A 13,362-nucleotide genomic window follows, 5' to 3' on the forward strand; every position below is an offset into this window, starting at 1 on the left:
CCGCGCCAGTGCTAGCTTTGCGTACCGTCACTTATTGCACTGAAAACGAGGAGACCCCATGACCCACGCGCCCAGATGGCAGGTAGTCGCGCAGCTTCACGGCCACGTCGCCCTCGACAATCTGGCAATGGTAGAGATCCATCTGCACCTTGAGATGAGGTGAACCGATGTCCTGAACGATGGCATGAGCCTCAATCTGGCGGTTGAGGAGGTAGCCGGGGATGTCGCGCGTATTGATGGGTTCGATCAAGATGTCGATCCCGACTCGCGCTGCCTCATCGGCAGCCCACGCCAGATTTTTGAGATAGATCGCATGCGCCGTCTCGAGAGCGAGCTGTGCGGGCAGGACACCCGCCATCACGTGAATGCGCGGACACGCCAATGCCGTCGCATAGTCCAATGCCTTGTAGATGCCGGCCCGAAACTCGGCTTCGCGCCCTGGCAGGCAAGCGATTCCGCGCTCGCCGTGGTTCCAGTCCCCGGGCGGGCCATTGAAAAGCACCTGACGCAAGCCATTCGCGGCCAGGCGCTGGGCGATGGTTTCCCTGGGATGGTCATAAGGAAACAGGTACTCCACCGCCTTAAAACCATCGCGCGCAGCGACCTCGAAGCGCTCAAGGAAATTGAACTCCGGGTAGAGCATGGATAGGTTGGCGGCAAAGCGGGGCAAGGTGCGGACTCCCTGGTTGATGGTTCACCAGCGCGCGCCGAAAGCGCGACGCAGTTGTTCGAGTGCCTCGTCGTCGAGCGGTACGGCGTCTGGGCACAGGCGCGAGAGCCGGGCGCTCTCTTCGAGTTCCTCGAGAACGGTCATGGCTGCAACGGGGGAGTCATGCCAGACCATGGGGCCTAGCCGATCCAGCATCACAGCCCGCAGCGGAGTGCTGCATGCGGCATAACGATCGATGGCCTCAGCCACGGCCTTGACGGTTTCCGGAGCACCTGGACGGTCGTAGGGAATAACGGGCACATGCCCAACCTTCATCACGAAATAGGGTGTGATCGCAGGCAGCAGTTCGCTGCGGGATTGGTCGAGCGTGAGCGAAACGCAGTGGGTGCTGTGGGTGTGTAAGACACAGCGCGTCTCCGTGTCGAATCGGCCGGCCTTGTCGTAGATGCGCGCGTGAAGCGCCAGCGTCTTGCTCGCTGGGAGCCCACCGATCTGGCGTGCAAGGGCGTCGGTGCGCGCAAGTTGCGCGGGATCGAGAAAGCCCAGGCATGCGTCCGTGGGCGTGATGAGAAAGCCGTCGTCCAGCCGCACCACCCCGGCCGGCGCCGAGATCGGGCTGGCGGTGCGCCGTGGGTTGCGCATCCTGCGCGAGGAAGTCATGCAGCGTGTGCCATTCGATGCCGCGTCGACGCAGCGCGCCTTCAACCTCTGCATGACCGACGTGAGCGAGTTCACGCTCGTGCCGGCACTGGTCCGACGCCTCGCTTCCATGGCACCGCATTCCGAGCTGCGGCTGCAGTCGTTGACCGTGGGTGAGCTGCCGGCAGCCATGGCCGCAGGCAACATCGACCTGGCCGTTGGCTTCTTTCCGGAGCTACAGGATTCGCTGTTCCAGCAGCAGCTGTTCGAGACCGGCTTCACCTGCATCGCGCGGCGTGGCAATCCGTTTGCCGACGGCGGGCTGACCCTGGAGCGTTTTTGCACCGCACCGCAAGTGGCGATGAAGGTGCGCTCGCACCAGGGCATCGTGCAGCGAGACTTGCGCGCCGCTGGCATCGAACGTCGGGTGAAGGTGACGGTTCAGCACTTTCACAGCCTGAGTGCGATCCTCTCGCAGACCGATATGCTCGCGGTGGTGCCGGAGGATGTCGCGCCGCACCTGGCTCGCAGCTTCGATGCACAGATCCACGAGTTGCCTTACCCGTCCTCCCGTTTCGAGGTGCGACAGTATTGGCACGAGTTGTACCACCGCGATCTGGCCAACCGGTGGATGCGCGGGCAGGTGCGCGAACTCTTTCAGCGCGAGGGCCGTCGGCCCCACCCCTGACGTGGGTCATCGCCTCGACGAGATCGCCGCGCTGCGCTGGTGATGTGGCGTCGCGACGATCAATTCGTCCTGCTCGATTCTGGCCTGCGCCGGGGTCGCTGGACTTCAGGACGCGCACGTGCATGTTTTCATGCCGCTGCGGTCACAGGGCTCAATGGGAAGATGCCGATGCCTTCAACCGCTTGGTGCCGGACTTCCTGGAGCACAGGAATGATGTTCATCATCGTCGGCATATCGGTTGCCCTGGGGGCCACCCATTTCACGTTCGGTGACGCGCACCCGTCCGCTATGCCCCTACCCTCAGGTTGCGAAGTACAAGGGTTCGGGCAGCACGGATGAGGCGGCGAACTTCAGTTGCACGAGTCCGTGAGAAGAGGCTGCGGAGCGGCTGAAGCCGGGGTTTGCTCCGCAGCCGTTTCAGTCACGGATACCATGTGCGTCGGAACCAGTTCCCTGCCCCTTACCCAGACAAGCTGGCGAGTGAGCCTGGATCCAAACGGTGGATGCGCTCGCCTTGGTAGAAGCTTTTTTTTCGACTAGGGGTTGCCGCAAACGAAGTTTGTCGCTTCGTTGATGTCTCCGCTACCCGTGTATCGGGCGATCTGAGGATGTGGGCACAGAGGCCTGCTGCGCGCACTCACGCCGAAGTAACCCGGCGTCGACGACGAGGCCTCGACCCGCGCCGGGGCCGTGCCGTTCTCGACCCAAGCGACAAGAGGCGTCAGCATGTCGAACCTGTCCGTGCCCGGTCCACCGCTGCAGTGGCCCATGCCCGGAACGAGGAAGAGGCGGGAGAAATCCGAGACAGAGGGCATTGCGGTGCTCAGCCTCTCGTAGTAAGCGATCGTGTCCAGCGCGGAAAACGCGGCGTCGGCCATCCCGTGGTACAGCATCAGCTTGCCGCCTCGACTGCGAAATGCGTTTAGGTCGGTGGATGTCGCACCATGCCACTGCATGCTGGGTTGCGTGAACAGGCCCGACGTGGCGAATATCTTCGGGGGGTCCACATCGAAGTCAAAGTTCATCATTCGAGTGGCAACCTGGTTCAGGGGCACAGGTTCCGGAGGCGTCGCAAAGTCCACCAGCCACGAACGCGCCGAAGACCCGTTTACGCGTTGCGCATTGTTCGTGCTGCTGTCATAGGAGCCGAGCCACCAAGAGCGCCACCCTTGGAAATACGTGGTGCCATTGAGACCGCTCATCCCGGTGTCCCATGGCCATTTGTTGTAGAGCGCGGTGCCCGCAGTGTCCACTGGCCCGCTCATGGCGCGCTTGATTGCGTCAACCTGTACCGGGCTCAGGCAGTCGTCGGTTTTTGCGCCGGTGCATCGCAGTGGCTGGCCGGTAGCAGGATTGAGGGCTGTAGACGGATCGAACAAGGACTGGCAGGCGGAGTAGTTGCCCACGATCCCATCGGCCAGCCCATCGAGCGCATCGCAACTGCCCAGGATAGCCTGGGTCAGCAGATACAGATCTGGGTCGGAGAAGGATTTATTCACGAGAGGCGCTCCATCAGGATCGACACCCACTGCCGCTGGCGCGAGCGACTGTGTGGTCCAAGCGCCACTGATGCCCGCCTTTGGTAACTGGTAACCGGGAGCGCCCGCCACGATGCCGTCGTAGTGCGCGGGGAAACGCTGGGAGAACATCATGCCTTCGCGCCCCCCCTCCGAACAGCCGATGAAGTAGGACTTGTCCGGGCCGCGCCCATAGAAAGTGCTCACGGCGGACTTGCCAGCCAAGGTCACTTGGTCGTACGAGTTGTACCCATGGTCAAGACGGGCTTGAGGGTCCATACCGAAGGCGACCGATCCAAGGGCGGCTGGATTGTTGTTCACTGCGTTGTCATGCCCTCCATCTGTGCTGACGGTAGCAAACCGACGCGACAGCGCGTTCGATGTCTGTCCACCTCCCAGACTTCCCAACGCCGCTGACAATGAGCCGTTGGTGCCTCCTCCGCCTTCCATGAAGAATCGCCCGTTCCAGTCCGCCGGCATGCGCAGTCTCATCTTGATCTCATAGGGGTATCCGTCGACACCCGTCCTCTGGTTGATCGAGCCTGTTACCTCGCAGTGCTCCGGCAGTTCGGGGGCATTCGCCGTGGCAGGGGTCACCGCATGCCAGACAGATGCTTTGACGACGGTGTTCTGATTGGGCCAGTTCACCTTGGTCGCACCTGAGGCGATGCCTTCGCAAAGTTCTTTGGACGCAAGGGGCACAGTCGGTTCGTTGCTGGTGTTGTCTGGAACACTGCCAATGCCACCGCAGCCGCTGATCAACGCCGTGGCCAGCATGCCGACGCTGATGGGAATGCTTGATTTCATGATGTCTCCTTTCGTGGTTTCGAAGCGCGTGGGGCTCGTGGAGCCCGAGGCGATTCTCAATGCCCTCTACAGCCTCGCAATGCGGTTTTTGCGACATGCGAAAAAATGCCCCGTGTGCAGGGTTTGTCCTTATGTGAAGCCTTGTTCCAACGCTCGCTATGTCCCTTGCGCATGGTGCGGCGAGTGGCCCCGACGCAGCCGGGGAAGCGCGAGCTGGACAGACGCCAGTCGCTATGCTGGTTTGGACGAGGGGCCGGGCACGAACACGTCGGCGTGAAAATCCTCGTCGGGCAGTCCCTGGCCGGAGGCCGCGGCGCGCACGGCGCCCACCATGGACGGTGAGCCGCAGCAGTACACCACGTGGACCGCCAGGTCGGCAAAGCTGGCGCGCAGGGCCTGGTCCACTCGACCAGCGAAAGCGTCGCCTGCGGCATCGGCAGGCGCATCGCTCAGGGCTGCGATGAACTGGAACCTCGGCCACTGCTTCTGCCAGCGCTCCACCGCCGAGCGCATGTAGAGGCCATCGGCTTCGCGTGCACCCCAGATGAGGGTGATCTCGCGCTGCACGCGCCGCTTCGCCATGTCGTCGAGGATGGACTTGACGGGTGCGAAGCCGGTGCCGCCGGCCACGAACACGATCGGGCGCCTGTCTTCGATGTCCAGGGCCACGTTGCCGAAGGGAAGTTCGACCTGAAGCAGGTCGCCCGGGGCGAGTTGCGCCACGCGTGCGCTGAACTGTCCGCCGGCCACATGGCGGATGTGAAGGGTGGCGCCATCGCTTTCGTGCGGCGGGTTGGCCATGGAATAACACCGCGTGCTGCCGTCTTCCAGCAGGATCTGCAGGTACTGGCCAGCCTGGAATTTCGCGCGTTGCCCAGCGGGCAGGCGCAAACGGAGCACCGACACATCGGGCGCGGCCAGCTGGTTGCTGTACACCTTGGCGGTGAAGGTCTTGCGCGCGGAGGGGTCGATGCGTTTCCACGACATCGGCTGCAGCACGACGTCGGTGGTGGGCTCGCACATGCAGTAGAGCACCTGGTCGGGGCCGCAGGTTTCGTTGCGGATTGCGGCGCCGTTGAGCCCGCGCACATCGCCCGATGCGATGCCGCCCACGCAGCTGCCGCAGACACCCTTGCGGCAGGAATACGGCAGCTCGATGCCGGCGCGCAGCGCGGCGTCGAGCAGGCTCTGGCCAGGCGGGTTGTCGAAGACGACTTCGGTGCCTTCGATGGCGATGGAATGGCTCATGGGATGGCCTGTGAGAAAGCTTCGCCGGACAGCAGTGCAATGGTGCGCAGCAGCGCGGTGGGATCGGCGATGCCGCGTCCCGCAATGTCCATGGCGCTGCCGTGGCCCACGCTGGAGAGCAGCGCGTCAGCGCCGATGCTCAGGGCGCTCGCCGCATTTGGTGCCAGCAGCTTGATGGGAATGTGGCCCTGGTCGTGCAACATGGCCACGTACAGGTCGTGCCGGCGCTGCGACAACACCATGTCGGCGCCATGCGGTCCGTCCACGCGGTAACCCTCGGCGCGCAAGGCCGCCATGGCGGGCACCACGATCTGCTGGTCTTCAGGGCCGAACAGCGTGCCTTCGGAGGCATGCGGGTTGATGCCGAACACGCCGATGCTCGGGTCGTCCACGCCCAGCAAGGCGCAGGCGCGCACACCGGCGCGCACGGCCTGCTGGACGAGCGTGGGCGTCAACCGGTCCAGTGCCGTGCGCACGCTCTCGTGCAAGGTCACGTGCACGATGCGCAGGCCACCGCCCACCAGCAGCAAGAACACCTCGTCCTCGGGCATGCCGCAGACGCGCGCCACCAGCGAGGGATAGCCGCTGAAGGCAATGCCGGCCTGGTGGATGGCGGTTTCGTGGTGCGGGCAGGCGATCACCACGTCGAAATCGCCCGCGCGCACAGCCTGCAGTGCGGCGGTGGCGGAGGCGACCGTGGACGCGCCGGCGGCGGCATCGATGCGGCCGGGCACGGCAGTGCTGTCGGGCAGCGCGCCCGCCTCCACGTGTCGGATCTGCGGCCACAGCGCGGACAGGTCGCAGACGGCGGCTGCGCGCTGCAGCACGGCGCCGGGGCCGAACACGGTGATGCGTTCGCGCTGGGCCGCGTCGAGCGTGGCCAGCGCCTTGAGCGCGATCTCGGGGCCGATGCCGTTGGGGTCGCCCGCGGCCAGGGCGATGCGGCGCAATGTCGGCATGGTGCTCACAACGGCAGGGCCATCAGCGTGTCGGTCACCGTGCTGTCGCAGATGGCCACGCGCTCGGCCAGCAGCAGCTCGCCTGCATCGCGCACGAAACGGTCGCGATACACGCCGGTGGCAAACACCTCGCTCTGCCCGGTGGCCATGATTCGCACCACGATGAAGGGCGTGCGCGCCTGCGCCGCCGTGTCGTCGGCGGATTCCACCATGGGCATGCCCAGCAAATGGCGGTAGCGCTGGCGTTCGTAGATGTTCGCTTCGCGCAGCGCGGAGATGCGGTCTTCCAGCATGGCGCGCGAGTCGGCGTACACGATGCCGGCTGCCAGGCCTTCCTGTTCGTTCTCGACGTGGGTGATGCGGTAGTGGCAGTCTTCGGTGAAGAAGGCGGGCCACGCCTCCAGCGCATCGCTGTCGATGGTGTGGGCGTAGCGGGCGTTGAAGGCGGCGATGGTCAGCAGATCGATCATGCTCAGGCCTCCATGTGGTGGCGGTAGGCTTTCCAGAAGCCGCGCACCGAGGTTTCGGTGGCACGGCCCTCGCTGGAGCCGGATTCGTCACCCCCCATTTCCACCACGGCTTCGAGGCCGCTCGCGCCGGCAATGCCGCGCTGCACGAACCCGCCCACCGCGCCGTCCTCCATCGAGATGAAGCCGGCCGGCCCGACCAGGTTGGCCTGCTTCAGGCGCACCTTGCGCTGCTCCGGCGTGTCGTCGGTATAGCCCAGGTAAGTCCAGTTCAGCTCGGTGCGGTCCACGCCCTTGGGCAGCACCTGTCGCACCGCCAGGCAGTTCTGGATCTGCTGCAGCACGAAGCCGGGAAACACCGAGAGGATCTGCAGCGTCACGCCGTCGTCGAATTCGTGGAAGCCCGCGAGCACGGACGGATCCTTCAGGCGGTAGCGGTCGTTGTCCGAGCGCAGGGCCTGGTCCTTGTACGAGGAATCCTTCTCTGCCGTGGTGTCGATCATCGAATAGCTCACGTGGTGGCCGCCCGATTCATCGACGATCACGCCGCCTTTCTGGGAGAGGCGGTTCAGCTCGAAGGTGGTGAAGAACATGTGCAGCAGGCTGGCGTGGTAGCTGTCCTTCACGTTCTCCACATACAGCTTCCAGTTGTTGGGCAGGGCCTGCGTGAAGCGACCGATGACTTCCACCGGCTTGTGCATCACGCGCTCGATGCGCTGGCAGATTTCGTCGCCGAGGTACTCCTCGATGTCGGGCACGTCTTCGGAAAAGCTGCCGAACACCAGGCCGCAGTACACGGCGATGCGCAGCTTGCGCGGGCCATGTTCTTCCTTGCAGAAATCGGGCGGCATGCCCCCTTCGCCCTTCACCCCCTTTTCGAATGCCACACCGGTCAGGTCGCCCTGGCGGTTGTAGCTCCAGGCGTGGTAGACGCACTGGAAGTTCTCGGCCTTGCCCGATTTCTCCAACGCGATCAGCGCGCCACGGTGGGCGCAGCGGTTCTCGAAGGCATACACCTCGTCATCGCCATCGCGCACCACCACCACCGGCGTGGTGCCGGCGAACGTGGTGCGGTAGCTGCCGGCTTCGGGAATGTCCGCGTCGAGGCACAGGAAGTTCCAGGTGTTGCCCCGAAAGATTCTTTCCTGCTCCTGCTCCGGCACCTGCGCATCGGTGTAAAGGGCGTAGGGAATGCGCGTGAGCGCGTCGCTGCGCCAGTGGATGGTCTGTTCCTGCATGGCGGTCTGTCTCACTCCAGCGTCACGTTCGCGCTCTTGATGACCTTGTTCCATTTCGCCGACTCGGCCTGGATGAAGCGTCCCGTCTGTTCGGTGGACCAGCCACGCGGCTCAGCGCCCTGTTCGGCGAACCGGGCTTTCACATCGGGCATCGCCATGGCCTCGGCCAGCTGCTTCTGCAGCAGGTTGGCGGTGGCCGCTGGCGTGCCGGGCGGCGCCACCACGGCGAAGAACGTCACCGCGTTCATGCCCGCCACTTTCGATTCTTCGAAGGTGGGTATCTGCGGCAAGGCAGCCGAGCGCGTGGCGTCGGCCACGGCCAGAATGCGCAGCTTGCCGGTGCTGTGGAACTGTGCGGATGAGCTCAGGTTGTCAAAGAAGACATCGACCTGCCCACCGACCAGATCGACCAGCGCGGGCGCCGTGCCCCGGTAGGGAATGTGCGTCATCTCGGTGCCGGTCAGTTGCATGAACAGGCTGGCCGTGAGGTGCGAAGTGGAGCCGTTGCCTTGCGAGGCGTAGGTCACCTTGCCGGGATTCGCTTTCAGGTACGCAATGAACTCGGCCACGTTCTGTGCCGGCACTTTGGTGCTCACGGCCAGCACGTTGGGCACAGTGGCCATGACCGTGACGGGCACCCACTGCGTCGGATCGAACGAGAGTTTCTTGTAGAGGTGGTGGTTGATGGCGATGGGCCCGGGCGGCGATGCCAGCAGCGTGGTGCCATCGGGCGTGGAGCGGAACACCGCTTCGGCGCCGATGTTGCCGCCTGCGCCGGTGCGGTTCTCGACCACCACGCCGCCCGGGTAGTGCGTGCGCAGTTTCTCGGACAGGATGCGCGGCAACACGTCGGCCGTGCCACCGGCAGGGAACGGCACGATCAGTTTCAGCAACTGGTTGTTCGACTGCGCGTACGCACTGCCGATCAGGCACGAAGCCAGAGCGAGGGCGGCGCCTAGGCGGCGCGAGAAGGAGTAGGACATGAATGTCTCCGATGAACTTGTGGGAATTCGAGTGTCGCGGCAGGCAAGCGTGCAAACAAGTTAAATTTGCGCTATGCGTAAAAATGAAACCGATGCGCTGCCAGAGGTCAATGACGTCGACCGCCATTTCGTCACCTCGCTGCAAAAGGGGCTGGACGTGCTCACCTGCTTCGGCCGGCAGCACAGCCGCCTCACGCTGTCGGAAGTCGCACGCCTTACTGGCATGTCACCCGCGTCAGCACGACGCTCGCTGCTCACGCTGCACCAGCTCGGTTACGTGGACAGCGATGGCAAGCGTTTCTGGATGCTGCCGCGCGCCCTGCTGGTGGCGCACGCGTACCTGTCTTCTCGGCCGATGCCGTCGCTGGCTCAGCCACTGCTGGACGCCTTGTCCGAGCGCACGCGCGAGTCGGCATCGCTGGGGCAGTTGCTGGACGACGACGCGATCATCATCGCGCGCTCGACGGCACGGCGCAGCCTGAGCGCGGGCTTGGGCATCGGCTCGCGTCTGCCGGCCTACTGTTCGGCTCTGGGTCGTGTGCTGCTGGCCGGGCTGCCGCCGCGAGAGGCACAGGCTCGGCTGCGCAGCATGACTCGCGTGCCGCTGACGCCGCAAACGATCTGCGATTTTTCGCTGGTAGTGGAATTGGTGGAACGCTGTCGCGAAGAAGGACATGCCAGCAGCGATGGCGAACTGGAGATCGACGTGCGGTCGATGGCGGTGCCAGTGCGCGACCGCCAGGGGCAGGTAGTGGCTGCGATAAGTATCGCGGTGCGGATCGAGCGCATGGGCATGGGTGAGTTTCGCGACGCATTCCTGCCGATGCTCAATCGCGCGCGTGACACACTGGCGGCGCGACTGCCCCTTGGGTGAACGTGAACATGAACATGCGCGGAGCCGGCGTGGTTCGAATCCGGTGGCAGAAGTCAGCGGCGAACACCGTGCTCGTGTACTCAAGCAACGATGTCAGTTCAGGCTGCTGGTAGTGTGACCTACAACCTACGGGCGCGGTATCACAAAAGCCATCGGATCAATCGATGGTGACCTTTGCATCGCGAATCACCTTCTGCCACAACTGGGTTTGCTGCTCGATGAAGTCAGCACTTGCCGCGGTTGTGTTGTGCATCGGGTCCAGCCCTAGCTTTGCGAGGCGTTCCTGCATGGCTGGTCTCGCCAACGCTTCATTGAGCGTGGTGTTGAGGTGACGAACTTCTTCGGAAGGCGTGTTTGGCGCGGTCACCGCCGCGTACCAGGTAACCGACTGCATACCCGGTAAACCAATCTCCGCAAAGGTCGGCACGTCCGGGAGAGCGGCAGACCGTTTGGCATCTGCCACCGCAAGAATGCGTACCTTGCCCGATTTGTGCAATGTGATTGACGCTCCCACACTTCCGAAGAAGGCATCAACCTGGCTACCCGATAGATCGGCGAGCGCAGGGGCATCGCCTTTGTACGGAACATGGACCAATGTTGCTCCCGTCAAGGAGGAAAAAAGGCTCGCAGTCAAATGTGAAGTCGTGCCATTGCCCTGGGACGCATAGGACACTCTCCCGGCGCTTTGCTTGGCATAAGGCGCGAATTCTTGAGCCGTCTTGATTGGCAGATTGGGGCTGACGATAAGCGCGTTCGGTACCGAAGCAATGGTTCCGATGGCTAGCCACTGGGAGGGATCGTATGGCAGTTTGGCGTACAGCCCCTGGTTGATCGCGATCGGACCCGGAGACGAAATCATGATGGTGCTTTCGCTCGATCGTGGCCGGTTGAACACCTCGGCAGCGCCCAGGTTGCCGCCGGCACCGGTCTTGTTCTCGACATGGATGCCCTTAGGAAACCCGGTCCGCATTTCTTCTGCCAACGTGCGGGCCAACACATCAGCGAGGCCGCCTGCAGCGAATGGGACCACGATACGCAGCGGCTTGTCCGAGGTTTCCACCGCATGCACCATGCTGGTGGCGGCGATCAGTCCGATCAGACAAGCAGCTGCGGCAGAAGAGGGTAAGAAACGCATGTACTTGTCTCCGTAGAAAAATGAAATGTATGTGCAATGGAATGCGGGTCGCAAATACATCGTTGGCTCAGTTCACAAGGCCCTGGATTTGGCTTGCAGATGCATGAGCTCCTCGACGATGCAGCCTCTATACTCCTAGCCAAGCACAGGCATTGCACTGTTCCAACTCTGAGTGTTTAACCGCGGCTGCTGTGCTTGTTGCCTCTCATCAGGCTCTCAGTGCAAAGCCGGCGACTTGCTTGTAGTTGTCCGAGATGGCTCGCAAGTCGTCCTGGCTGATCAAGTCATCAATATTGGCAAAAGGAAGGCCACCGCTGAGTTCGTCAGCCTTCATGATGATGAAATCGGGCGGCAGCGTGCGGTTCGTCTCAACCACTCTGGCCGTCGGTCCCAGGCGTGCCGCTTCATAGCGCTGCAGCGCAGCACCCGGATCACTGGGCGAAGCGGCCATTTCGTCGGCCAGTGTGCGAGCGTCGATCAGTGCCTGCGCCGAGCCATTGGAGCCGCGCGGGTACATCGGGTGCGCCGCGTCGCCCATGAGCGTCACGCGCTCGAAGCTCCAGCGCGGCAGCGCGTCCTTGTCGACCATCGGGTACTCGAACACCTGCTGCGCCGAGCTGATCAGCGCCGGCACGTCGAGCCAGTCGTAGCGCCACGATTCGAAGGTCGGCAGGAAGTCGTCCAGGCGCCCGGGCTTGTTCCAGTCGTTCATGGCGGCCTGCGGGTCGCGGATCTCGGCCACCCAGTTGATGAGCTGGTTGCCCTGCCCGTCCACGTTGTCCACGATCGGGTAGATCACCATCTTGCCGGTGTCGATCGATCCGATGCGGATGTAGCTCTTGCCGGTGAGGATGGGCTTGTGCACGCTCACGCCGCGCCAGGTGTTGATGCCTGCATAGCAGACTCGATCGTCGGAATAGAAATGCCGGCGGATGGTCGAATTGACGCCATCGCAAGCCACCACCACGTCGGCCTGAACGGTCTCGGGCGTGCCCTGCAGTCCCACCGCGAAATGCAGCGTGGCCGCGCCATCCAAAGGGTCGATGCCGGTGCAACGGTGCCCCACATGCAGCCGCTTGGCACCCAGGCGCTGCAACGCGGCATTCCAGAGCAGGCGATGGAGTTTGCCGCGATGGATGCCCAGCTCGGGCAATTCGTAGCCCGCATGTCGGCCGCGAGGCTCGCTGTAGACGAACTGGCCCCAGCGGTTGTAGAACACGCTCTCGCGGTTTTCGATCGCCACAGCCTCCAGTTCGGCTGTCAGGCCCAGCGCGTCGAGCTCGCGCATCGCGTGTGGCAGCAAGGTGATGCCGACGCCGATCTCCTTCACCTCTGTGGCGCCCTCGTAGACATCACACGCCAGGCCGTGCTTGTGAAGGGCCAGCGCGAATGCCAGGCCGGCGATGCCACCCCCCACCACCGCAATCCTGATGTCGTTCTCGTGCTTCATTCGGCCTTGATACCCTGAGTTTTGATGAGTGTGGCCCACCGGTCCGCGTCCCTGGCCACCAGGCGACCGAACGCCTCGGGTGCGTCGCTGGCGGGATCCATTCCCTGCCCAGCGAAGGCCTTTTTGACATCCTCGCTGCGGAGGATGTCGTTGATTTCGCGGTTGAGCGAGGCGACTTGCGACGCAGGCATGCCCTTGGGAGCGAAGATGCCGTACCACATGTCCACGTTGACGTCGCCTGCTTTAGCTTCGCTGAGGGTGGGAACGTCGGGCAGCAGCGGATGACGCTTGTCGCTTCCGATGCCGAGTGCGAGAAGCTTGCCCGAACGCACCTGCGGCAATGCCACATGAATGGGCAGGAACATGGCATCCACCTGGCCACCCAGCATGTCGGTGACGGCGGGGCCCGTGCCACGGTAGGGAATGTGCGTGAGAAACACCTTGGCGGTGTTTTTGAACAACTCCATCGAGAGATGGTGCGGCGTCCCAACACCTGGCGAGGCATAGTTGAGTTTACCTGGTGCCTTGCGCGCGGCTGCAATGAGGTCGCCGCCGGTGGCAAAGCCGGAACGGGGGTGAGTGACCAGAATGAGCTGGCCCCAGCTCGTCAGGCTGACAGGCTCCAAGTCGGGGTCTCCTCGTTTTCAGTGCAATAAGTGACGGTACGAAAAGCTAGCACTGGCGCGG

11 protein-coding genes and 3 pseudogenes are annotated in these 13,362 nt (G+C 63.6%); 3 read left to right on the forward strand and 11 right to left on the reverse strand.

Annotation, left to right across the window (positions count from 1 at the left end; genetic code table 11):
- Positions 1 to 58: 58 nt before the first annotated feature.
- Together ACOQFS_RS19745 and ACOQFS_RS19750 are read right to left on the reverse strand one after the other, a co-directional pair.
- Positions 59 to 670 (reverse strand): annotated as a pseudogene (locus tag ACOQFS_RS19745) (hydroxypyruvate isomerase family protein); the annotation flags it as partial.
- Between the two features lie 24 nt (positions 671 to 694).
- Entirely contained in the window at positions 695 to 1,312 is a 618-nt protein-coding gene (locus ACOQFS_RS19750; protein WP_297658256.1) for a class II aldolase/adducin family protein, read from the reverse strand.
- Between ACOQFS_RS19750 and ACOQFS_RS19755 the strand changes: the two genes are divergently transcribed.
- Both ACOQFS_RS19755 and ACOQFS_RS19760 read left to right on the forward strand, forming a co-directional pair.
- On the forward strand, positions 1,305 to 1,997 hold the full coding sequence (locus ACOQFS_RS19755; RefSeq protein WP_175442908.1) for a LysR substrate-binding domain-containing protein: 693 nt from the start codon (positions 1,305 to 1,307) through the stop codon (positions 1,995 to 1,997). The two genes, ACOQFS_RS19750 and ACOQFS_RS19755, sit on opposite strands and share 8 nt — an antisense overlap.
- A 265-nt stretch (positions 1,998 to 2,262) precedes the next feature.
- A pseudogene (locus tag ACOQFS_RS19760) lies at positions 2,263 to 2,367 on the forward strand (tannase/feruloyl esterase family alpha/beta hydrolase); the annotation flags it as partial.
- 166 nt (positions 2,368 to 2,533) lie between these two features.
- On the opposite strand, the gene ACOQFS_RS19765 reads toward ACOQFS_RS19760, so the two are convergent.
- From ACOQFS_RS19765 to ACOQFS_RS19790, 6 genes are all read right to left on the reverse strand, one after another.
- A complete protein-coding gene (locus ACOQFS_RS19765; RefSeq protein ID WP_421564526.1) occupies positions 2,534 to 4,321 on the reverse strand; it encodes a mono(2-hydroxyethyl) terephthalate hydrolase in 1,788 nt (595 codons plus the stop codon).
- A gap of 231 nt (positions 4,322 to 4,552) precedes the next feature.
- Entirely contained in the window at positions 4,553 to 5,569 is a 1,017-nt protein-coding gene (locus ACOQFS_RS19770) for a 2Fe-2S iron-sulfur cluster-binding protein (protein ID WP_070401319.1), read from the reverse strand.
- On the reverse strand, positions 5,566 to 6,528 hold the full coding sequence (locus ACOQFS_RS19775; protein WP_070401322.1) for a PdxA family dehydrogenase: 963 nt from the start codon (positions 6,526 to 6,528) through the stop codon (positions 5,566 to 5,568). The genes ACOQFS_RS19770 and ACOQFS_RS19775 overlap by 4 nt, the downstream gene beginning before the upstream one ends.
- Positions 6,529 to 6,533: 5 nt before the next feature.
- A complete protein-coding gene (locus tag ACOQFS_RS19780) occupies positions 6,534 to 6,998 on the reverse strand; it encodes an aromatic-ring-hydroxylating dioxygenase subunit beta (RefSeq protein WP_070401318.1) in 465 nt (154 codons plus the stop codon).
- A 2-nt stretch (positions 6,999 to 7,000) separates the two neighbouring features.
- On the reverse strand, positions 7,001 to 8,233 hold the full coding sequence (locus ACOQFS_RS19785; protein WP_070401317.1) for an aromatic ring-hydroxylating dioxygenase subunit alpha: 1,233 nt from the start codon (positions 8,231 to 8,233) through the stop codon (positions 7,001 to 7,003).
- Positions 8,234 to 8,244: 11 nt separating this feature from the next.
- Entirely contained in the window at positions 8,245 to 9,216 is a 972-nt protein-coding gene (locus ACOQFS_RS19790; protein WP_070401316.1) for a Bug family tripartite tricarboxylate transporter substrate binding protein, read from the reverse strand.
- A 73-nt stretch (positions 9,217 to 9,289) separates the two neighbouring features.
- Between ACOQFS_RS19790 and ACOQFS_RS19795 the strand changes: the two genes are divergently transcribed.
- Complete coding sequence (locus ACOQFS_RS19795; RefSeq protein WP_070401315.1) at positions 9,290 to 10,090, forward strand: IclR family transcriptional regulator domain-containing protein; 801 nt, start codon at positions 9,290 to 9,292, stop codon at positions 10,088 to 10,090.
- Positions 10,091 to 10,247: 157 nt separating this feature from the next.
- On the opposite strand, the gene ACOQFS_RS19800 is transcribed toward ACOQFS_RS19795, so the two are convergent.
- The 3 genes and pseudogenes from ACOQFS_RS19800 to ACOQFS_RS19810 all read right to left on the reverse strand — a co-directional run.
- On the reverse strand, positions 10,248 to 11,225 hold the full coding sequence (locus ACOQFS_RS19800; protein WP_175442907.1) for a Bug family tripartite tricarboxylate transporter substrate binding protein: 978 nt from the start codon (positions 11,223 to 11,225) through the stop codon (positions 10,248 to 10,250).
- Between the two features lie 208 nt (positions 11,226 to 11,433).
- Positions 11,434 to 12,657 (reverse strand): flavin-dependent oxidoreductase, encoded by a 1,224-nt coding sequence (locus ACOQFS_RS19805; RefSeq protein WP_070401321.1) that lies wholly within the window; start codon positions 12,655 to 12,657, stop codon positions 11,434 to 11,436.
- A gap of 14 nt (positions 12,658 to 12,671) precedes the next feature.
- Positions 12,672 to 13,304: pseudogene (locus ACOQFS_RS19810) on the reverse strand (tripartite tricarboxylate transporter substrate-binding protein); the annotation flags it as partial.
- Positions 13,305 to 13,362: the final 58 nt, after the last annotated feature.

The sequence above is a fragment of the Paracidovorax sp. MALMAid1276 genome, from assembly GCF_049198005.1.
Taxonomy (GTDB): domain Bacteria; phylum Pseudomonadota; class Gammaproteobacteria; order Burkholderiales; family Burkholderiaceae_C; genus Acidovorax.

Excerpts from the sequence above, each read along its gene's own strand:
- ACOQFS_RS19750 (WP_297658256.1), bottom strand. The coding sequence starts at position 1,312 with ATGCGCAACCCACGGCGCACCGCCAGCCCGATCTCGGCGCCGGCCGGG.
- ACOQFS_RS19765 (WP_421564526.1), bottom strand. The coding sequence starts at position 4,321 with ATGAAATCAAGCATTCCCATCAGCGTCGGCATGCTGGCCACGGCGTTG.
- ACOQFS_RS19770 (WP_070401319.1), bottom strand. The coding sequence starts at position 5,569 with ATGAGCCATTCCATCGCCATCGAAGGCACCGAAGTCGTCTTCGACAAC.
- ACOQFS_RS19775 (WP_070401322.1), bottom strand. The coding sequence starts at position 6,528 with ATGCCGACATTGCGCCGCATCGCCCTGGCCGCGGGCGACCCCAACGGC.
- ACOQFS_RS19780 (WP_070401318.1), bottom strand. The coding sequence starts at position 6,998 with ATGATCGATCTGCTGACCATCGCCGCCTTCAACGCCCGCTACGCCCAC.
- ACOQFS_RS19785 (WP_070401317.1), bottom strand. The coding sequence starts at position 8,233 with ATGCAGGAACAGACCATCCACTGGCGCAGCGACGCGCTCACGCGCATT.
- ACOQFS_RS19790 (WP_070401316.1), bottom strand. The coding sequence starts at position 9,216 with ATGTCCTACTCCTTCTCGCGCCGCCTAGGCGCCGCCCTCGCTCTGGCT.
- ACOQFS_RS19795 (WP_070401315.1), top strand. The coding sequence starts at position 9,290 with ATGCGTAAAAATGAAACCGATGCGCTGCCAGAGGTCAATGACGTCGAC.
- ACOQFS_RS19800 (WP_175442907.1), bottom strand. The coding sequence starts at position 11,225 with ATGCGTTTCTTACCCTCTTCTGCCGCAGCTGCTTGTCTGATCGGACTG.